17 protein-coding genes and 2 pseudogenes are annotated in these 17,508 nt (G+C 70.4%); 12 read left to right on the top strand and 7 right to left on the bottom strand.

Annotated elements, in window-relative coordinates:
- The first annotated feature begins 2 nt into the window (after positions 1-2).
- The 3 genes from GAK38_RS01200 to GAK38_RS01190 are packed head-to-tail and all read left to right on the top strand — an operon-like array spanning position 3 to position 2,007.
- A complete protein-coding gene (locus GAK38_RS01200; RefSeq protein WP_325340685.1) occupies positions 3-1,127 on the top strand; it encodes a PepSY-associated TM helix domain-containing protein in 1,125 nt (374 codons plus the stop codon).
- On the top strand, positions 1,121-1,801 hold the full coding sequence (locus GAK38_RS01195) for a Fe2+-dependent dioxygenase (RefSeq protein ID WP_325340683.1): 681 nt from the start codon (positions 1,121-1,123) through the stop codon (positions 1,799-1,801). The genes GAK38_RS01200 and GAK38_RS01195 overlap by 7 nt, the downstream gene beginning before the upstream one ends.
- Positions 1,801-2,007, top strand: a complete 207-nt coding sequence (locus tag GAK38_RS01190) for a hypothetical protein (RefSeq protein WP_325340681.1) — start codon at positions 1,801-1,803, stop codon at positions 2,005-2,007. Before GAK38_RS01195 ends, GAK38_RS01190 begins: the two co-directional genes overlap by 1 nt.
- A gap of 86 nt (positions 2,008-2,093) precedes the next feature.
- On the opposite strand, the gene GAK38_RS01185 is transcribed toward GAK38_RS01190, so the two are convergent.
- The 3 genes from GAK38_RS01185 to GAK38_RS01175 are packed head-to-tail and all read right to left on the bottom strand — an operon-like array spanning position 2,094 to position 6,166.
- Positions 2,094-3,029 (bottom strand): dihydrodipicolinate synthase family protein, encoded by a 936-nt coding sequence (locus tag GAK38_RS01185; RefSeq protein ID WP_325340679.1) that lies wholly within the window; start codon positions 3,027-3,029, stop codon positions 2,094-2,096.
- Between the two features lie 27 nt (positions 3,030-3,056).
- Entirely contained in the window at positions 3,057-4,400 is a 1,344-nt protein-coding gene (locus GAK38_RS01180; RefSeq protein ID WP_325340677.1) for an MFS transporter, read from the bottom strand.
- A gap of 29 nt (positions 4,401-4,429) precedes the next feature.
- Entirely contained in the window at positions 4,430-6,166 is a 1,737-nt protein-coding gene (locus tag GAK38_RS01175; protein ID WP_325340675.1) for an IlvD/Edd family dehydratase, read from the bottom strand.
- 111 nt (positions 6,167-6,277) lie between these two features.
- Here GAK38_RS01175 and GAK38_RS01170 point away from each other — a divergent pair, with 111 nt between their 5' ends.
- Positions 6,278-7,276 (top strand): LysR substrate-binding domain-containing protein, encoded by a 999-nt coding sequence (locus GAK38_RS01170; RefSeq protein ID WP_325340673.1) that lies wholly within the window; start codon positions 6,278-6,280, stop codon positions 7,274-7,276.
- A gap of 32 nt (positions 7,277-7,308) precedes the next feature.
- On the opposite strand, the gene cynR is transcribed toward GAK38_RS01170, so the two are convergent.
- The gene (gene cynR, locus GAK38_RS01165; protein WP_325340671.1) at positions 7,309-8,205 is read right to left on the bottom strand and encodes a transcriptional regulator CynR; all 897 of its coding nucleotides are present in this window, start codon (positions 8,203-8,205) and stop codon (positions 7,309-7,311) included.
- Between the two features lie 121 nt (positions 8,206-8,326).
- Here cynR and GAK38_RS01160 point away from each other — a divergent pair, with 121 nt between their 5' ends.
- The 3 genes and pseudogenes from GAK38_RS01160 to GAK38_RS01150 all read left to right on the top strand — a co-directional run bounded on the left by GAK38_RS01160 (position 8,327) and on the right by GAK38_RS01150 (position 10,867).
- A complete protein-coding gene (locus GAK38_RS01160; protein WP_325340669.1) occupies positions 8,327-9,520 on the top strand; it encodes a muconate/chloromuconate family cycloisomerase in 1,194 nt (397 codons plus the stop codon).
- A gap of 27 nt (positions 9,521-9,547) precedes the next feature.
- Positions 9,548-9,841, top strand: coding sequence for a muconolactone Delta-isomerase (catC, locus tag GAK38_RS01155; protein ID WP_325340667.1), 294 nt, complete (start codon positions 9,548-9,550; stop codon positions 9,839-9,841).
- A 42-nt stretch (positions 9,842-9,883) separates the two neighbouring features.
- Positions 9,884-10,867 (top strand): annotated as a pseudogene (locus GAK38_RS01150) (tripartite tricarboxylate transporter substrate binding protein).
- 87 nt (positions 10,868-10,954) lie between these two features.
- On the opposite strand, the pseudogene rocF reads toward GAK38_RS01150, so the two are convergent.
- Positions 10,955-11,829, bottom strand: a pseudogene (rocF, locus tag GAK38_RS01145) (arginase).
- Positions 11,830-12,241: 412 nt separating this feature from the next.
- On the bottom strand, positions 12,242-12,832 hold the full coding sequence (locus GAK38_RS01140) for a DNA-3-methyladenine glycosylase I (protein ID WP_325340665.1): 591 nt from the start codon (positions 12,830-12,832) through the stop codon (positions 12,242-12,244).
- A 239-nt stretch (positions 12,833-13,071) separates the two neighbouring features.
- On the opposite strand from GAK38_RS01140, the gene GAK38_RS01135 reads away from it, so the two are divergent.
- Positions 13,072-13,392 carry a DUF1840 domain-containing protein gene (locus GAK38_RS01135; protein WP_325340663.1) on the top strand — a complete coding sequence of 107 codons (321 nt, stop codon included), beginning with the start codon at positions 13,072-13,074 and terminating at the stop codon, positions 13,390-13,392.
- 99 nt (positions 13,393-13,491) lie between these two features.
- Positions 13,492-13,890 carry a hypothetical protein gene (locus tag GAK38_RS01130; protein ID WP_325340662.1) on the top strand — a complete coding sequence of 133 codons (399 nt, stop codon included), beginning with the start codon at positions 13,492-13,494 and terminating at the stop codon, positions 13,888-13,890.
- Positions 13,891-13,911: 21 nt separating this feature from the next.
- On the opposite strand, the gene GAK38_RS01125 is transcribed toward GAK38_RS01130, so the two are convergent.
- On the bottom strand, positions 13,912-14,184 hold the full coding sequence (locus GAK38_RS01125; RefSeq protein ID WP_325340660.1) for an isochorismatase family protein: 273 nt from the start codon (positions 14,182-14,184) through the stop codon (positions 13,912-13,914).
- A gap of 78 nt (positions 14,185-14,262) precedes the next feature.
- Between GAK38_RS01125 and GAK38_RS01120 the strand changes: the two genes are divergently transcribed.
- Genes GAK38_RS01120 through GAK38_RS01110 form a run of 3 tightly spaced genes read left to right on the top strand, consistent with a single transcriptional unit; the run spans position 14,263 to position 17,502 of the window.
- Positions 14,263-15,234: a c-type cytochrome gene (locus tag GAK38_RS01120; protein WP_325340658.1), complete on the top strand. Its 972-nt coding sequence runs from the start codon at positions 14,263-14,265 to the stop codon at positions 15,232-15,234.
- Positions 15,235-15,256: 22 nt separating this feature from the next.
- The gene (locus GAK38_RS01115) at positions 15,257-15,856 is read left to right on the top strand and encodes a sugar dehydrogenase complex small subunit (RefSeq protein ID WP_325340656.1); all 600 of its coding nucleotides are present in this window, start codon (positions 15,257-15,259) and stop codon (positions 15,854-15,856) included.
- A gap of 2 nt (positions 15,857-15,858) precedes the next feature.
- The gene (locus GAK38_RS01110) at positions 15,859-17,502 is read left to right on the top strand and encodes a GMC family oxidoreductase (RefSeq protein WP_325340654.1); all 1,644 of its coding nucleotides are present in this window, start codon (positions 15,859-15,861) and stop codon (positions 17,500-17,502) included.
- Positions 17,503-17,508 lie beyond the last annotated feature (6 nt).

Genomic DNA, 17,508 nt, shown 5'->3' with positions numbered 1-17,508 from the left:
CGATGCGTTCGCGCACGGTCGCGCGATGGCGGTCCGTCCACGAGTGGACGAGCCTGGCCTGCACGCTCTTTCTGCTGCTGCTGTGCCTCACCGGCCTGCCGCTGGTCTTCCACGACGAGATCGACGGCTGGCTCGACGATGGCCCGGCCGCCGCGCCGCCGGCCGGGCCGGCGGCCGCGCCGGACATGGACCGCGTCGTGCAGGTGGTGCGCGAGGCCTATCCCGACCGGCCGGTCCAGTTCGTCGTCTGGCTGGAGACGCCGGGCCGCTTCCGCGTCGGGCTGGCCCGGCGCCCCGGGCCGCCCGGGCAGCAGCAGAAGCCCTTCGTGCTCATCGACGGCACGACGTACCGCATCCTCGGCGAAACCTGGAGCGAGAAGGACTGGCGCAACGGCGGCGTCCTGTCGGTGCTGCTCATGCTGCACACCAACCTGCTGCTCGGCCAGGGCGGCCAGCTGTTCCTCGGCGCGATGGGCCTGCTGTTCCTGGCCTCGCTGGTGTCCGGCGCGGTGCTGTACGGACCCTTCATGCGCAAGCTGGCCTTCGGCACCGTGCGCGCCGACCGTTCGCCGCGCGTGGTCTGGCTGGACCTGCACAACCTGATCGGCATCGCGGCGCTGGCATGGATGGCGGTGGTGGGCCTCACCGGCGCGGTCAACACGCTGGACACCGTCGTCTTCGGCGCGTGGCAGCGGCACGTGGCCGCGCAGCTGCGCAGCGAGTACGCCGCGGCCGCGCGCGTGCGGCAGCCGCAGGAACTGCAGCGGGCGGTGACGGCGGCCACGGCGTTCCTCGCGCACCAGGAGGTCTCCTTCGTCGCGTTCCCGGGCTCGATGTTCGCCACACCGGTGCACTATGCCGTCTACCTGCGCGGCGATTCGCCGCTGACCTCGCAGCTGCTGCATCCGGTTCTGGTGGACGCGCGCGACGGCCGGCTGGTCGACGTCGGTGCCCCGCCGTGGTACCTGTGGGCGCTCGAAGTCTCGCGGCCGCTGCATTTCGGCGACTACGGCGGCCTGCCGATGAAGGTCCTCTGGGCCGTCCTGGACCTGCTGGCGATCGTGGTGCTCGGCAGCGGCGTCTACCTGTGGGTGGCGCGGCGGCGCGGGAGAATAGCGCCATGCTGATCGAGATTCCCGAAGTCTTCACCGCGGCCGAGGCGGCCGGGATGGCGCGCCGGCTCGACGCCGCGCCCTGGGTGGACGGCAAGGCCACGGCCGGCGCCCAGTCGGCGCCCGACAAGCGCAACCGCCAGCTGCCCGAGGACCATCCGCTGGCGCGGGAGCTGGGCGAGCGCATCGTCGAGCGGCTGACGCACAACGCCGTCTTCGTCGCCGCCGGGCTGCCCAAGACCATCTTTCCGCCGCTGTTCAACCGCTATGAGGGCGGCGAGGCGTTCGACTACCACATCGACAACGCGGTGCGCATCGTGCGCTCGCGCGGCCAGCGCGTGCGCACCGACCTCTCGGCCACGCTCTTCCTCAGCGAGCCCGACACCTACGACGGCGGCGAACTCGTGGTCGAGGACACCTACGGCCCGCGCAGCGCCAAGCTGGCCGCGGGCCACCTGCTGCTGTACCCGGGCACCAGCATGCACAAGGTCAACCCGGTCACGCGCGGCGTGCGGCTGGCCTCCTTCTTCTGGATCGAGAGCCTCGTGCGCGAGGACAGCCAGCGCACGCTGCTGCTGGACATGGACGTGGCGATCCAGCAGCTGACGCAGACCGGCGCCGACCGGCGCTCGCTGATCCGGCTGACCGGCGTGTACCACAACCTCCTGCGCCGCTGGGCGGATATGTGATGCCGCGCAGCCACACGAGCGGCCGGGCGGCCTTCTGGCCGACCTGGCGCATGCCTGTCGCGCTGGCGGTGCTCACCGCCCTGGGCCTGCTGTGCGCCCTGCTGGGCACCGGCGGCTGGCACGTTGCAGCGTGGTGCGCGCTGGTCGGGCCACCGGCCGTTTGCATCGCCGCGCTGCTGCGGGCGCGGCGGCAGCCGGGGCGCTGAACAGCGCCCTCGCGCGCCAGTGAAATACCCCCTGCCCTACGGGCCTGTAGCACGCGAATCGAAAGAGCTACAGCCTCATACCCCCGTCATTGTGCCCAGCGCAGGGCCAGCGCGTCGAGCCGGCGCGCGATGTCGACCAGCTCGGCCCGCGTGGCCGGGTGGATCGCGGGCCAGGGATGGCGCGGCGCCTCGCAGGCAATGATGCCGCCCTCCTTCATCAGCGCCTTGGCCGCGAGGAAGCCGGCCTGTCGGTTCTCGTGGTTGATGAGCGGCAGCCAGCGCTGGTAGGCCGCGAAGGTCGCGTCCGCGTCGCCCGCCGCGTGCGCGTCGAGGATGGTGCGGATGCCGTCGGGAAAGCCGCCGCCGGTCATGGCGCCGGTGGCGCCGGCCGCCAGGTCGGCCAGCAGGGTGATGGCCTCCTCGCCGTCCCACGGGCCTTCGATGGCGTCGCCGCCCAGGCGGATCAGCTCGCGCAGCTTGTTGGCCGCGCCCGGCACCTCGATCTTGAAGTACGCCACCTGCTCCAGCTCGCGTGCCAGGCGGGCGAGGAACGGCGCGGACAGCGGCGTGCCGGCGGCCGGCGCGTCCTGCACCATGATCGGGATCGCCAGCGCATCCGACAGGCGGCGGAAGAAGTCCTCCACCGCCGCCTCGGGCACGCGGAACGTGGCGCCGTGGTAGGGCGGCATCACCATCGCCATGGCCGCGCCCTGGCCCTGTGCGCGCAGGCTGCGGGCGATGCAGACATCGGTGCTGAAATGCGTCGTGGTCACGATCACCGGCACGCGGCCGGCCACGTGCTCCAGCACCGTGCGGGTCAGCACCTCGCGCTCGTCGTCGGCCAGCAGGAACTGCTCGGAGAAGTTGGCCAGGATGCACAGGCCGTCGGAGCCGGCGTCGATCATGAAATCGACCGCGCGCTTCTGGCTCTCCAGGTCGAGCGCGCCGGTCTCGGTGAAGGTGGTCGGAACGACCGGGAAGAGGCCGCGGTAGCGCGGCGTGCGCGGGGCTGCTGGGGACATGGATCGGGAAGGAAAACGGGAAAGGAATCAGCGGGCGGCCGCGGCGCGCGGCGCGGCCGGCAGCGCGGCGCGCACCACGTAGGCCATCACCACGGCGAACAGCAGCACGGCGGCCAGGAAGTACAGGCCGGCGGCCAGGCTGCCCGTGGCCTCCTTGATCAGGCCGATGCCGTAGGGGCCGAGGTAGCCGCCCAGGTTGGCCAGCGAGTTGATGGTGGCGATGCCCACGGCCGCGCTGGCGCCGGTGAGGAATTCACCGGGCAGCGCCCACACCACGGCCTGGATCGGATAGATCGAGAAGGCCGACAGGCTGATGAACAGCAGCTGCAGCACCGGCGACCGGACCCAGGCGCTGAGCGCCAGCGTGAGCGCGGCGGCGGCCGAGACGACGACGATGTGCATGTGGCGCTCGCCGTGCCGGTCGGAGCTGCGCGGCACCAGCAGCAGGCCGGCGACGGCGAACAGGTACGGGATGGCCGAGAGCAGGCCGACGGTGGCGTCGCCCACGCCGAACTGCTTGATGATGGTCGACAGCCACAGCGACAGGCCGTAGATGGCCAGCGGGAACGGCAGGAACAGCAGCGCCAGCAGCAGCACGCGCCGGTCGGCCAGGGCGCGCAGCGGGTTGCCGTGCACGGGTTCCTTCAGGCCGTAGGCGGCGGCGTCGGCGGCGAGTTCGCGCTCCAGCCAGGCGCGGTCGGCCGGCGGGAACCAGGGCGCGCGCGCCGGCGTCTCGGGCAGGATGCGCAGCGTGGGCAGGGTCAGCAGCACGGCGGGCAGGCCGGCCACGACGAAGAGCGTCTGCCAGTTCGACAGGCCGAACAGGCCGCCGGTGGACAGCAGCCAGCCGGCGATCGGGCCGGTGATGATGAGCGCGGCCGGCTGGGCCAGCACCAGCAGGCCGATGATGCGCGCGCGGTGCCGCAGCGGGAACCACTTGGTCAGGAAGTACAGGATGCCCGGATAGAGCCCGGCCTCGGCCGCGCCGAGCAGGAAGCGCGCGACGTAGAAGTGCGTGGCGTTGGAGATCAGCGCCATCGCCATCGTGATGACGCCCCAGGTGAACAGGATGCGGGCGAACCAGCGCCGTGCGCCGAAGCGCTCCAGCGCCAGGTTGCTCGGCACCTCGCAGAGGAAGTAGCCGACGAAGAACAGCCCCGCGCCCAGCCCGTAGGCCGCGTCGCTGATGCCCGCGGCCGCGTTCATGTGCAGCTTGGCGAAGCCGACGACCGAGCGGTCGATGTAGGCCACGATGTAGATCAGCGCGAGGAACGGGATCAGCTTGCGCACCAGCAGGCCGATGATGCGGGTCTCTTCGTTCGGGGTGGCGGCCGGCGCGGGCCGGGCCGCCGGCGTGGAAATGCTGCTCATGGCGTGTCGTCTCCTGTGTTGTGGTGAGCTCAGTGGGAGTGGCGCGGTACCGCGTGCCCGCGGCAGCCGACGAGGAAGTCGAGGTCGCAGCCCTCGTCGGCCTGCAGCACGTGGTTCACGTACAGCTTGCGCCAGCCGCCGTCGGCCGGCGCGGCCAGGGGCTGCACGTCGGCGATGCGGCGCGCCAGTTCCTCGTCGGGAATGTCCAGGCGCAGCGTGCCGGCGTCGCAGTCCAGCTCGATCCAGTCGCCGTCGCGCACGGCGGCCAGCGGACCGCCGGCCGCGGCCTCGGGCGCCACGTGCAGCACGACGGTGCCGTAGGCGGTGCCGCTCATGCGGGCGTCGGAGATGCGCACCATGTCCTTCACGCCGGCGCGCAGCAGCTTGGGCGGCAGGCCCATGTTGCCGACCTCGGCCATGCCCGGGTAGCCGCGCGGGCCGCAGTTCTTGAGCACCAGCACCGAGCTGGCATCCACGTCGAGCGATTCGTCGACGATGCGCTCCTTGTAGTGCTCCAGGTTCTCGAACACCACGGCGCGGCCGCGGTGCTTCAACAGCGCGGGCGTGGCGGCCGAGGGCTTCAACACCGCGCCGCGCGGCGCGAGGTTGCCGCGCAGCACGCGGATGCCGCCGTCGGCGATCAGCGGGTTGGACAGCGGGCGCACCACCTCGTCGTCGGTGATGGGCGCGTCCTGCACGTTGCTCCAGAGGCTCGCACCATTGACGGTGAGCGCCTCGGGATGCGGCAGCAGGCCGGCCTCGCCCAGGCGGCGCAGCACGGCGGGCAGGCCGCCGGCGTAGTAGAACTCCTCCATCAGGAAGCGGCCCGAGGGCATCAGGTCGACGATGGTCGGCGTGTCGCGGCCGATGCGGGTCCAGTCCTCCAGCGCCAGCGGCACGCCGATGCGCCCGGCGATGGCCTTCAGGTGGATGACCGCATTGGTCGAGCCGCCGATGGCCGCGTTGGCGCGGATGGCGTTCTCGAACGCCTCGCGGGTCAGGATCTTCGACAGGCGCAGGTCCTCGTGCGCCATCTGCACGATGCGCCGGCCCGACATATGGGCCAGCACGTAGCGGCGTGCGTCCACCGCCGGGATGGCCGCGTTGTGCGGCAGCGTGGTGCCCAGCGCCTCGGCCATGCAGGCCATGGTCGATGCGGTGCCCATGGTGTTGCAGGTGCCGGCCGAGCGCGACATGCCGGCTTCGGCCGAGAGGAACTGGTGCAGGTTGATCTCGCCGGCCTTGAGCGATTCGTGCAGCTGCCACACGGCGGTGCCGGAGCCGATGTTCCTGCCGTCGAGCTTGCCGTTCAACATCGGCCCGCCGGAGACGACGATGGCCGGCACGTCGCAGCTGGCCGCGCCCATCAGCAGCGCCGGCGTGGTCTTGTCGCAGCCGGCCAGCAGCACGACCGCGTCGATCGGGTTGCCGCGGATGGCCTCTTCCACATCCATCGCCGCGAGGTTGCGGGTCAGCATGGCCGTGGGGCGCAGGTTGGACTCGCCGTTGGAGAACACCGGGAACTCCACCGGAAAGCCGCCGGCCTCGTAGACGCCGCGCTTGACGTGCTCGGCGATCTTGCGGAAGTGGGCGTTGCAGGGCGTCAGCTCCGACCAGGTGTTGCAGATGCCGATGACCGGGCGGCCGTCGAATTCGTGGTCCGGGATGCCCTGGTTCTTCATCCAGCTGCGGTACATGAAACCGTTCTTGTCGGCGGTGCCGAACCATTCGGTGGACCGCAGCTTGCGTTTCGGTGTCGTCGTCATCGTGGTCGCTTGGAGGGGAGTGCTGGCGGCGGAGTGTAGATATCGCTTTGTTATCCTTCCAATGAAAACTCGGCCGTTTTCGATATCGTTTTGAGCATTCAGGAAAACCCCATGGACAGCCCTTCGCCGGTTTCTTCCGAGCCCTGGTACCTGCGCTCGCGCCTGAAGATGCGCCACCTGCTGCTGCTGGTCGCGCTCGATGAGGAAGGCAACATCCACCGCGCGGCCGAGGTGCTGTCGGTGACCCAGCCGGCCGCGTCGAAGATGCTGCGCGAGCTGGAGCAGATGCTCGACGTGCCCCTGTTCGAGCGCCTGCCGCGTGGCGTGCGGCCGACCGCCTACGGGCAGGCGCTGATCCGCCATGCGCGCTTCGTCGTCGGCAGTCTGGCCCAGGCGCGTGAGGAGGTGCAGGCCCTGCGCAGCGGCGCGCTGGGCCAGGTGGCGGTGGGCGCGATCACCTCGCCGGCCGTCGGCCTGCTGCCCGAGGCGGTGGCCGCGCTCAAGCGCGCGCAGCCGGGTCTGCGCGTGGCGCTGGAGATCGAGAACAGCAACGCGCTGCTGGAGCGGCTGGCGCAGGACAAGCTGGACCTCGTGGTCGGCCGCCTGTTCGCCGAGCACGACAAGCTGCGGCTGCGCTATGAGCCATTGGCCTTCGAGCCAGTCTGCGCCGTGGTGCGCCCGGACCATCCGCTGCTGGCCGCGCGGGCGGACCTGGACCTAGCCGCCGTGGCCGGCGCGCCGTGGATCGTGCCGCCCGCGGGCAGCGTGCTGCGGCATCGCTTCGAGCTGATGTTCCAGCGCGCGAGCCTGGCGCCGCCGACCGACGTGGTCGAGACCTCCGCCCTGCTCTTCCTCACCCGCATGCTGGAGCACGGCGACATGCTGGCCGTGCTGACGGTGGAGGTGGCGCGCTACTACGCATCGCACGGCATGCTGGCCGCGCTGCCGCTGGAGCTGCCCTGCCACATGGACGACTTCGGCATCATCACGCGCACCGACCGGCTGCTGTCGCCGGCGGCCGAGCGCATGGTGGAGGCGCTGCGCAGCGCCGCGCACGGCGTGTACGGTGACCCATCGGCCGCGCCATCGGCATACTCCCAGGGTATCTAGCCGGTGGCTGGCAGATATGGTGCGCTATGGGCCTATACCCCCCTTTCCAGCCGCTCGATCGACGGTCCGAGCCGCGCCGCGAACTCCCGCGCGGCCGCGCTGCGCGACGCTCCCCGGCGCCACAGAACGCCGGCGCGGCGCACAGTGGCCGGCGCGGTCAGCGCGATGGCGCGCATATCGCTGCCGGCCTGCGCAGCCGCATGCTCGGCCGCGATCGTGGCCAGCGCACCCTGGCGGCAGGCATGCAGCAGGGCACCGACCGATTCCATCTCCACCCGCACCTGCGGCCGCACGCCGGCCTCGGCGAAGGCCGCGTCGATCATGCGGCGGGTGGCGAAGCTCGGCGGCAGCAGCGCGAGCGGCACGTCGGCCAGCGCGGCCAGGCGCAGGGAGCGGCGGCCGGCCAGCGGATGGCTCTCATGCACCACGAGCTGCAGCCGCTCCTCGAACAGCGGCTCGGCCTCGATCTCCTCGCGCGCCGACGGATGGAAGACAACGCCCAGGTCGAGCCGGCCGGCGATCAGCAGCTCCTCGATCTCGCCGGCGCGCAGGTCGCGCACGGTGACGCGCACGTTCGGATAGGCGGCATTGAACGAGGCCACCGCGTCCGGCACGAAGTGCATGAGGAAGGTCGGTATCACGCCCACCGTCAGCACGCCCGACTGCAGGCCCGCCAGGTCGGCCAGCGCCATGCGGCCGGCCTCCAGCTCCTGCAGGGCGCGGGCCGCATGCGCGCGGAACACCGTGCCGGCCTGCGACAGCCGCAGGCCGCGGCCCACGCGGTCGAACAGCGCCACGCCGAGCTCGGCTTCGAGCTGTCGCAGCCCGTGCGACAGCGTGGACTGGGTGACGTAGAGCGCATCGGCCGACTGCGTGAGGTGCTCGGTCTCGGCGACGCTCAGGAAGTAGCGGAGCTGGCGGATTTCCAAGGGTTTCCCTAGTCGATCATTCCATTCGATGATATCGAACGATCGGTCCGATATTTACCATTGGATTCACATGGCGGGTTGCGCCTATCGTCGCGGCTTTTCCCAGACTCCCGCAGCTTCCATGGCTTCCACTCCCGCGGTGCGCATCGAACGCATCGAGGCCCGCATTCTCGACATCCCGACGATCCGGCCGCACAAGTTCTCGTTCGGCGCCATCAGCCGGCAAAGCCCGGTGGTCGTGCAGCTGTGGCTTTCCGACGGCGCCACCGGCTTCGGCGAGGCCGCGACCATCGGCGGCCCCTCGTGGAACGAGGAGTCGCCCGAATCCATCCTGCACGCGGTCCGGAGCTACCTGGCGCCGGCTGTCACCGGCCAGGACGCCGCCCGCTTCGAGGCGCTGCTGCAGCGCATGGACGCCGTCTGCAAGGGCAACGCCTTCGCCAAGAGCGCGGTCGAGATGGCCGCGATCGACGCCGCGGCCCGCAGCCGCGGCCTGCCGGCCTGGCAGCTGCTGGGCGGCAAGCTGCACGCGAGCCTACCGCTGGCCTGGACGCTGGCGAGCGGCGACTCCACCCGCGACATGGAGGAGGCCGAGCGCATGATGGCCGCCGGGCGCCACCGCATCTTCAAGCTCAAGATCGGCGCGCGCAGTGCGGCCGACGACGTGGCCCACGTGAGCCGCATCGCCCGCGGGCTCGACGGCCGCGCCAGCCTCACCGTGGACATCAACGAGGCCTGGGACGGCAACACCGCGCGCCGCTGGATCCCGGAGCTGGTGGACGTGGGCGTGACGCTGTTCGAGCAGCCCGTGGCGAAGTGGAACGTCGAGGCCCTGCACCAGGTCACCGCCGCCGCGCCGCACCGCGCGCTGGTGATGGCTGACGAGACCGTCTGCACGCCACAGGACGCGCTGCTGCTGGCGCGCCGCAACGCGAGCCATGTGTTCTCGCTGAAGGTCGCCAAGCACGGCGGCCTGCTGCGCACCCGCGCGGTCGCGGCGATTGCCCAGGCGGCCGACATCGGCTGGTACGGCGGCACCATGCTGGAGACCTCGCTCGGCAGCGCCGCCTCGGCCCATGTGTTCGCCACGCTGGACGGCACGCACCACAACTGCGAGCTGTTCGGCCCGCAACTGCTGGCGGACGATATCGTGGCCGAGCCGATGGCCGTGCGCGACTTCGCGCTGCAGCTGCCCGACGGCCCAGGCTTCGGCGTGGAGGTGCTGCCCGAACGCCTGGAGCGCTTCGACCGCACCCGCGCCGGGCTGCAGCCGGTGCACGTCGACCTGGGCCGCGGCGGCACCACCACACACTGATCCACTTTTTTGCAGGAGCAAGACCACATGCTGTACCTCGTTCGCATGGACGTGCGCATTCTCCACGACCTTCCGGCCGCGCAGGCCGACGAGATCAAGGCCCGCGAGAAGGCCTATTCGCAATCGCTCCAACGTGACGGCCGCTGGCGCCACCTGTGGCGCGTGGTCGGCGAATACGCCAACTACAGCGTGTTCGACGTGAAGTCGCACGACCCCCTGGACACGCTGCTGTCGCAGCTGCCGCTGTTCCCGTACATGGAGATCAAGGTGACGCCGCTGGCCGACCGCCCGTCGTCCATCGTGCAGGAGCGCAAGGCCTGAGCGCCCCCTTTTTCCCTTTCCGACCCGATCCGACCCGACCGCATGACGACCAAGAGAACCCTTCTCGCCCTCGCCGCCGCACCGCCTTCGCACCTGCCGCCTTCGCGCAGGACGCCGCCGCCCGCTGGCCCAACAAGCCGATCAAGTGGGTGGCGCCCTTCCCGCCGGGCGGCGCGATGGACGTGATCGCCCCCACGCTGGGCGATCGCGCCGCGCGCACGCTGGGCCAGCCCTTCGTGATCGAGAACCGGCCCGGCGCTGGCGGCAACATCGGCGCGGACTACGTGGCCAAGTCGCCGGCCGACGGCTACACGATCATGATCACCTCGATCGGCATGGCCACCAACAAGTGGCTCTATGGCAGGCTGAGCTACGACCCGGTCAAGGACTTCGCCCCGATCAGCCTGCTGGCCGTGGTGCCCAACGTGCTGGTGGTCAACGCCGCCGCCAACCCCGACAAGTCGGTCAAGGACGTGATCGCCCATGCCAAACGCGAGCCCGGCAAGCTGACCTATGCGTCGGCCGGCAACGGCACCTCGATCCACCTGGCCGGCGAGGTGTTCGCCTCCAGCGCCGGCATCAACCTGCTGCACGTGCCGTACAAGGGCAGCGGTCCGGCCATCACCGACATACTCGGCGGCCAGGTCGACCTGATGTTCGACAGCATCACCTCGGGGCGCCCGCACATCCAGTCGGGCAAGCTGCGCGCGCTCGGCGTGACCAGTGCCAGGCGCTCGGCCACGCTGCCCGACGTGCCCACCATCGCCGAGGCCGGCGTGCCGGGCTACGAGGCTTCGCCGTGGTTCGCGGTGTTCGCGCCGGCCGGCCGGCACGCCGCCGGCCATCGTGAACAAGATCAGCGCCGCGCTGCTGGCCGCGATGAAGGAGCCGGAGACGGTCAAGCGCTTCGAGGGCATCGGCGCCGAGCCCATCGGTACCACGCCGCAGCAGCTAGCCAGGCACCTGGACACCGAACTCGCCCGCTGGGGCAAGGCGATCCGGGAACGCAACATCAAGCTGGACTGACGCGGCTCAGACACCGGCGCCGGGCGCGGCGACGCGGCGCACCAGGGTGCGCTTGCCGAACAGGCTCTCGACCAGATCCACCGCCAGCTAGGCGGTCTGGTTGCGGATGTCGAGCGCCGGGTTCAGCTCCATGATGTCGAGCGAGGCCAGTGCGCCGGTGTCGGCGATTATCTCCATGCAGAGCTGGGCCTCGCGGTAGCCCGGGCCGCCGCGCACCGTGGTGCCGGTGCCGGGCGCGATGTCGGGGTCGAGGAAGTCGATGTCGAAGCTCAGGTGCAGGTGCACGCCGGGGCCGACCTCCTGCAGGGCCCGGCCCATCACGGCGCGCATGCCTAGCTCGTCGATGGCGCGCATGTCGTAGACCTCCATGCCGCGCTCGGCCAGCAGCAGCTTCTCGGCCGCGTCCACGCTGCGCAGGCCGATCTGGCAGAGCTGCTGCGGCTGGATCGCCGGACGCTCGCCCGACAGGCGCGCGAGTTCGGCCGACCCCAGGCCCAGCAGGCTGGCCACCGGCGTGCCGTGCACGTTGCCGGTGGTCGTGGTGGCCTGGGTGTTGCAGTCGGCATGGGCGTCGAGCCACAGGATGCGCAGCCGGCGGCCCTGCCGGCGGCGGTGGCCCGCCACGGCGCTGATCGATCCGTTGGCCGGGTGGTGGTCGCCGCCCAGCAGCACCGGCAGGTGGCCGTCGTGCAGCGCGGCGCCGACGGCGTCGTGCACCAGCCGGCTCCAGGCGATGCACTCGGGCAGGTTGCGCAGACCGTCCTGCGGCGGGCTGCCGGGATGGTGGTGCGGGCTGGCCAGGTTGCCCCGGTCATGCACGTCCAGGCCCAGCCGGCCGGCGCCGGCCCGAGGCCGGCCACGCGCAGAGCGTCCGGCCCCATCGAGGCGCCGCGCCGGCCGGCGCCGGCGTCGGTGGGCGCGCCGATCAGCGCGACGGAGGAAGGCAGGTCGATCATGGTCATGGTGACTCCTGAGATTCAACCCCAGCCTAAGAAAAGCCGGTGCGATCCGGTGTCAGCGGACGCCGCGCAAGGGCCGCCCCGGCGCGCCGGCGTGGGCGCGCCGGCGTGAAGCCGCAGTCCCTCACCCCTTCTTCCCGCATCGCGCAGCGATGCGAGAGCAGGGAAGAGCGGCGGAGCCGCCCGGGGGTTGTCGCTGTCGCTTCGCGATCAGCCGGGCGCAGGCCTCGGCGACGAGGAATTCGGTGGTGGCGGAAGAACCAGGTTGGCAGGCCATGGCACACCTCCTTCGCGTTCGTGCCGCCAGCTTTTCAGAAAGCAGCTCGCGTGAACAGAGGGGTTGCGTGGCATACACATACTTCCCGGACACCACCATCGAAGCCGTTGGTCTATGCCGACACTGACGATATACCCCTCAATGGTTCGGCTGAGTGATGCAGCCGTGCAGGTGGTCGTCCACCAGCCCGCAGGCCTGCATCCAGGCATAGACGATGACCGGCCCGACGAACTTGAAGCCCCGCGCCTTGAGCGCCTTCGACAGCGCCTGCGACTGCGGTGTCTCGGCCGGCACGTCCTTCGCCGAGGCCCGGCGGTTCACGATGGGTGCGCCGTCCACGAAGCTCCAGACGAAGGCGGCGAAATCCTCGCCGCGCTGCTGCATCGCGAGGTAGGCGCGCGCGTTGCCGATGGTCGCCTCGATCTTGGCGCGGGCGCGAACGATGCCGGCATTGCCCATCAACCGCTCCACATCGGCCGGGCCGAAGGCCGCGACCTTCACCGGGTCGAAGCCGGCGAACGCAGCGCGGAAGGCGTCTCGCTTGCGCAGGATGGTCTGCCACGACAGCCCGGCCTGGAAGCCGTCGAGCATCAGCTTCTCCCACAGCGCGCGGCTGTCGTGCTCGGGCACACCCCATTCGGTGTCGTGGTAGTGCTGCATCTGCGGATCGCTGCCGGCCCAGGAGCAGCGGATGGGAACCGGGGCGGAAACGGTGGTGGAGGCGGTCACGGCAGCGTGGAGGCAATAGCAGGCGGGTCAGCTTAGCACCCCGCTTTCGCCGGCGAAGCGCGCGGCCTGCGCCTGTGTAAACGAATGGCAAAGCCAGAACTTTTCGGCCGGCGACGCTGTCCTACTTGGCGTGCGGCGACAGAGGCAGCCCTCCTACTTGCGAGACTGCGGCGGCGGCGTACTGTTGAGTTCCGTTCTCCCGAATTTGCACAGCAACGAAGAAAGAAAGACACAACACCATGTTCAAGTTCACTTCCCGCGCCACCAACGACGTTCTCTTGCTCGATTCCAGCGCCGACCAGCTGCTGCGGATCATCGGCAAGGACCACACGCCCCAGGGCGTGGTCACCGTCGACCAGATTCCCGGCGCCATCGCCGCCCTGCGTGCCGCAGTGGCCCGCGACGAGGCGCACCACCACCTGGCGGGCGAGAATGCCGACGGCTCCAGCCACCATGCGCATGCCGAGGACAGCATCACGCTGCGCCAGCGCGTCACGCCGCTGATCGACATGCTGCAGCGCAGCGCAGCCGAGCGCAAGGACGTGGTCTGGGGCGTGTGACCCCCGCCGTCGCCCAGCCTTGGGCAGATTGAGCGCCGCGTTGCGGCGCCCTGCGGCCGGCAGGTGCCTGGTGCGACACTCGGCGTACCTGCCGCGTCCATGAACCTGCCTTCCTTCCCCATCCGCACCGAATGCCCGCCCGGCGCCTGCGTTTGCGAACGCGAGGCGCTGCTGGCCGCGCCGCACGGCGACCTGCGGGTGCTGCGCCTGACGCGCGCCGAGGAACTGCGGCTGGTGGAGCGGCTGGAGAACCTTGCCAGCCTCGCCGACCTGCGCCGCATCGAGGCCCGCATGGCCGACCAGCTGGGCATCCACCTGCGCATCACCGCCAGCCCGAACGAGGTCCGCAGCCTGCGCGGCATCGTAATCCTGGTGCTGGAGCAGCCGGGCCTGTGCAAGAAGACCCGGCAGGCCATTCCCTCCGCCATCCGCAGGCGCATGGAGCGGGTGCCGCAGATCGCGTTCGATCTGCTGGACGAGGACGGGCTGTTCGGCTGAACTCCGCCCTGTCCTGGGCGCTCAGCGACCCTGCGCCAGCAGGTTGTGCGTGGTGATGAGGCTGCGGTAGTCCGGGAGCTGCACGCCGGCCCGGGTCATGCGGTTCCATGCGGCGTCGCGGGTCATGGGGTCGAAGGTGCCAAACGCATCGGTGATGACGCACACGTCGAAGCCTCCCTCAATGGCCGAGAGCGCCGGGAAGGCCACGCAGACCTTGGTGACCACGCCGGCGATGATGAGCTGCTTCCTGCCCGTGGCCTCGACGGTGTTGGAGACATATACCCCATAACGCATTGATCGATGGCAAGGCAGACGCGCGGCACGCGCTCGTGTGCGCACATGCCACACAGCCTGCGGTGTGGCAATGACTTCGTGCAGGAACCCTTCCCGTTCAACATCCGCGTCTCGATGGCGGTGTGGAACGCGCTGTACCTGAAGGACCAGCGCTTCGTGCCGGACGCGGGCAAGACGCCCGAGTGGAACCACGGCGCCTACCTGGTCAACGGCTTGGCCCACTGCGCCACCTGCCACACGCCGCGCAACGCGCTGATGGCCGAGGACGACAGCCGGTTCCTGGCCGGCGGCTCGCTTGGCACTTGGTATGCGCCCAACATCACGTCCGATGCCACCAACGGCATCGGCGGCTGGAGCGAAGCCGAGCTGGTGCAGTACCTCCAAACCGGCCGCGTCGCGGGCAAGGCCCAGGCCGCCGGCCCCATGGCCGAGGCCATCGAGCACAGCCTGCAGCACCTGCCGGACGCCGACCTGAAGTCCATCGCCGTCTACCTCAAGCAGACCGCGGCCGTGGGCGGCACCGAGGCCCAGCCGCGCTACAGCTATGGCACACCCGACGTGAAGAACGAAGAAGCGCTGCGCGGCGCCACGGGCACCGTGGACGCCGGCTGGCGCATCTTCAGCGGCAGCTGCGCCGCCTGTCACCAGGCCACCGCCAACGGCACGGGCAACGGCGAATACCCCTCGCTGTTCCACAACACCGCGACCGGCGCCAGCCAGCCGGACAACCTGATCGCCACCATCCTGCACGGCGTGGACCGCACGGTGGAGGGCCACGCCCGCTTCATGCCGGCCTTCGGCGATGCGGCCTCGTTCACCGACCGCCTGAGCGACCAGGACATCGCCGACGTGAGCAACTACGTGCTCACCCAGTACGGCAACCCGGCCACCGCCAAGGTCAGCGCGTCGGACGTGGCCGTGCTGCGCGCCGGCGGCAAGCCGCCCTTCCTCGCGCAGGTGCGCCCGCTGATCCTGCCGGCCCTCGTGGTCGTCGTGCTGGCGGTCATCGCCTTCGCCGTGCTGCGCGGGCGCCGCAAGCAGTCCGCCTGATCCGGCCCGGAGCCCGAAGACCATGAACGACACCCCCTCTCCCTCGACCTCCGTGCCCGCAGGCGTCTCGCGCCGCACGCTGATCGGCGGCGCCGCGCTCACCGGCGCGGCCCTGGCCGTCGGCGGCACCGCCGTGCTCGGCACCCGCAACGCCTTCGCCGCGGCCGTCTCGTCGGAAGACTTCCTGCGCCTGTCCGAATTCGTCACCGGCGGCAAGTCGCTGACAGCCGGCCTGGCCGCGCGCTACCAGGCGGCTCTGGCCCGCCACGACAAGGCGTTCGACGAAGCCGCCGCGGCCCTGCAGCGCCATGTGGCCGAGACGAAGCCCGGCAGCATCGACGAGCTGGTCGCCCAGCCGGACCTGGACCCGGCCCTGCGCAAGACCGTCACCCAGATCGTCTCGGCCTGGTACCTCGGCGTGGTCGGCGACGACAACGGCGTGGAACTCATCAGCTATGCCAACGCGCTGATGTACCGCCCGACCGAAGGCGCGGTCGTGATCCCGTCGTACGGCGGCGGTCCCGACTCGTGGGGCGACAAGCCCCAGCTGAGCGCCGCTGCCGCGGCCCTGGGCGTGCCCGCAGCATCCACCGACGCCAACAATCAGAAGAAAGGCGCCTGACGATGGCCAGCAGCAACAGCACACAGTACGACGCGGACCTGATCGTCATCGGCTCTGGCGTCATGGGCGGCATCATCGGCAGCCGCCTGGCCAAGGCCGGCAAGTCGGTCATCATTCTCGAAGCCGGCCCGCGCGTGAAGCGCGCCGACATCGTCGAGACCTATCGCAACGCGCCGGTCAAGCTCTCGCTGGCCAACATGAAGGCCCAGGGCTCGGGCTCGCCCTTCCCCAACCCGCCGCACATTTCCTCGACCTACGGCGACTACCTGCAGAACGTGGGCCCGGTGAAGTACCCCGCCAAGTACCTGCGCGTGGTCGGCGGCACGACCTGGCACTTCGGATCGGCGCTGTGGCGCATGATCCCCAACGACTTCAAGCTCAAGAGCCTCTATGGCCGCGGCCGCGACTGGCCCATCGGCTACGACGAGCTGGAGTCCTACTACTGCGAGGCCGAGGCCGAGCTCGGCGTCTCCGGCGTCGATGGCCAGGACGAAAGCGGCCACGGCGGCGAGGCCCACCCGCCGCGCTCGCAGCCCTTCCCGATGAAGGGCTTGAACGAGCCCTACTTCATGAAGCGCGTGGCCGAGATGCTGAAGCCCGGCGGCTACAACCCGGTGATCGAACCGCACGGCCGCGCGAGCCGCCCGTATGGCAACCGCCCGGTCTGCGCCGGCAACAACAACTGCAACCCGGTCTGCCCGATCGGCGCCAAGTACGACGGCTCGATGCACATCGACGCGGCCGAGCGCGCGGGTGCCAAGCTGCTCGACAACGCGGTCGTCTACCGGATCGAGGCCGGCGACGACGGCAGGATCACCGCGGTGCACTACAAGAAGCCCGACGGCACCTCGCACCGCCTGACGGCACGCCACTTCGTGCTGGCCGCCTACGGCATCGAGAGCCCCAAGCTGCTGCTGATGTCCACCTCGGAGAAGTACCCGAACGGCATCGCCAACTCGTCCGACCAGGTGGGCCGCAACCTCATGGGCCACACCGGCATCAGCATGAACATCATGATGAACGAGGACGTGTGGCCGGGCCAGGGCCCGACCGAGCTGCTGGTCTACCTGAACTACCGCGACGGCGCCTTCCGCAAGGACATCCCCAGCTACAAGACCAAGTTCCGCAACACGGTTCCGACCTCGCAGATCGCCTCGGGCCTGCTGGCCAAGGGCGTGGTCGGCACCCAGCTCGATGCCGAGATCCGCCGCCAGTCGGCCCGCTCGCTGAACGTGGCCGTGGACTTCGAGACCGAGGCCCTGCCGCAGAACCGGATCGTGCCGAGCAAGAAGAAGGTCGACGCCATCGGCATCCCGGTGCCCGAGATCTATTACAGCGTCAACGACTACTGGAACGCCGGCCGCGACTTCGCCGTGCCCGACCTCCAGCGCATGGCCAGGCTGCTCAACGCCGACATCCTGAAGATGGACACCGCGCACCAGGACCGCCAGCACATCATGGGCACGACCATCATGGGCGACGACCCGAAGGACTCGGTGGTCGACCGCGACTGCCGCACGCACGACCATCCGAACCTGTTCATCGCCGGTACCAGCGTGATGTCGTCGTCCTCGTGCATGAACCCGACGCTGACCGGCGCGGCCCTGAGCGTGCGCATCGCGCAGCAGCTGCTCAAGGAAGTCTGAGCGCCG

This window comes from Xylophilus sp. (assembly GCA_009914555.1).
In the GTDB taxonomy this organism is placed as follows: domain Bacteria; phylum Pseudomonadota; class Gammaproteobacteria; order Burkholderiales; family Burkholderiaceae_C; genus WNDY01.
This window is presented reverse-complemented; position numbering and strand designations above follow the sequence as displayed.

Bases quoted from the DNA above. Each gene is read 5' to 3' on its own strand.
- GAK38_RS01200 (WP_325340685.1), top strand. From the start codon at position 3: ATGCGTTCGCGCACGGTCGCGCGATGGCGGTCCGTCCACGAGTGGACG.
- GAK38_RS01195 (WP_325340683.1), top strand. From the start codon at position 1,121: ATGCTGATCGAGATTCCCGAAGTCTTCACCGCGGCCGAGGCGGCCGGG.
- GAK38_RS01190 (WP_325340681.1), top strand. From the start codon at position 1,801: ATGCCGCGCAGCCACACGAGCGGCCGGGCGGCCTTCTGGCCGACCTGG.
- GAK38_RS01185 (WP_325340679.1), bottom strand. From the start codon at position 3,029: ATGTCCCCAGCAGCCCCGCGCACGCCGCGCTACCGCGGCCTCTTCCCG.
- GAK38_RS01180 (WP_325340677.1), bottom strand. From the start codon at position 4,400: ATGAGCAGCATTTCCACGCCGGCGGCCCGGCCCGCGCCGGCCGCCACC.
- GAK38_RS01175 (WP_325340675.1), bottom strand. From the start codon at position 6,166: ATGACGACGACACCGAAACGCAAGCTGCGGTCCACCGAATGGTTCGGC.
- GAK38_RS01170 (WP_325340673.1), top strand. From the start codon at position 6,278: ATGGACAGCCCTTCGCCGGTTTCTTCCGAGCCCTGGTACCTGCGCTCG.
- GAK38_RS01160 (WP_325340669.1), top strand. From the start codon at position 8,327: ATGGCTTCCACTCCCGCGGTGCGCATCGAACGCATCGAGGCCCGCATT.
- catC (WP_325340667.1), top strand. From the start codon at position 9,548: ATGCTGTACCTCGTTCGCATGGACGTGCGCATTCTCCACGACCTTCCG.
- GAK38_RS01135 (WP_325340663.1), top strand. From the start codon at position 13,072: ATGTTCAAGTTCACTTCCCGCGCCACCAACGACGTTCTCTTGCTCGAT.
- GAK38_RS01130 (WP_325340662.1), top strand. From the start codon at position 13,492: ATGAACCTGCCTTCCTTCCCCATCCGCACCGAATGCCCGCCCGGCGCC.
- GAK38_RS01125 (WP_325340660.1), bottom strand. From the start codon at position 14,184: ATGCGTTATGGGGTATATGTCTCCAACACCGTCGAGGCCACGGGCAGG.
- GAK38_RS01115 (WP_325340656.1), top strand. From the start codon at position 15,257: ATGAACGACACCCCCTCTCCCTCGACCTCCGTGCCCGCAGGCGTCTCG.
- GAK38_RS01110 (WP_325340654.1), top strand. From the start codon at position 15,859: ATGGCCAGCAGCAACAGCACACAGTACGACGCGGACCTGATCGTCATC.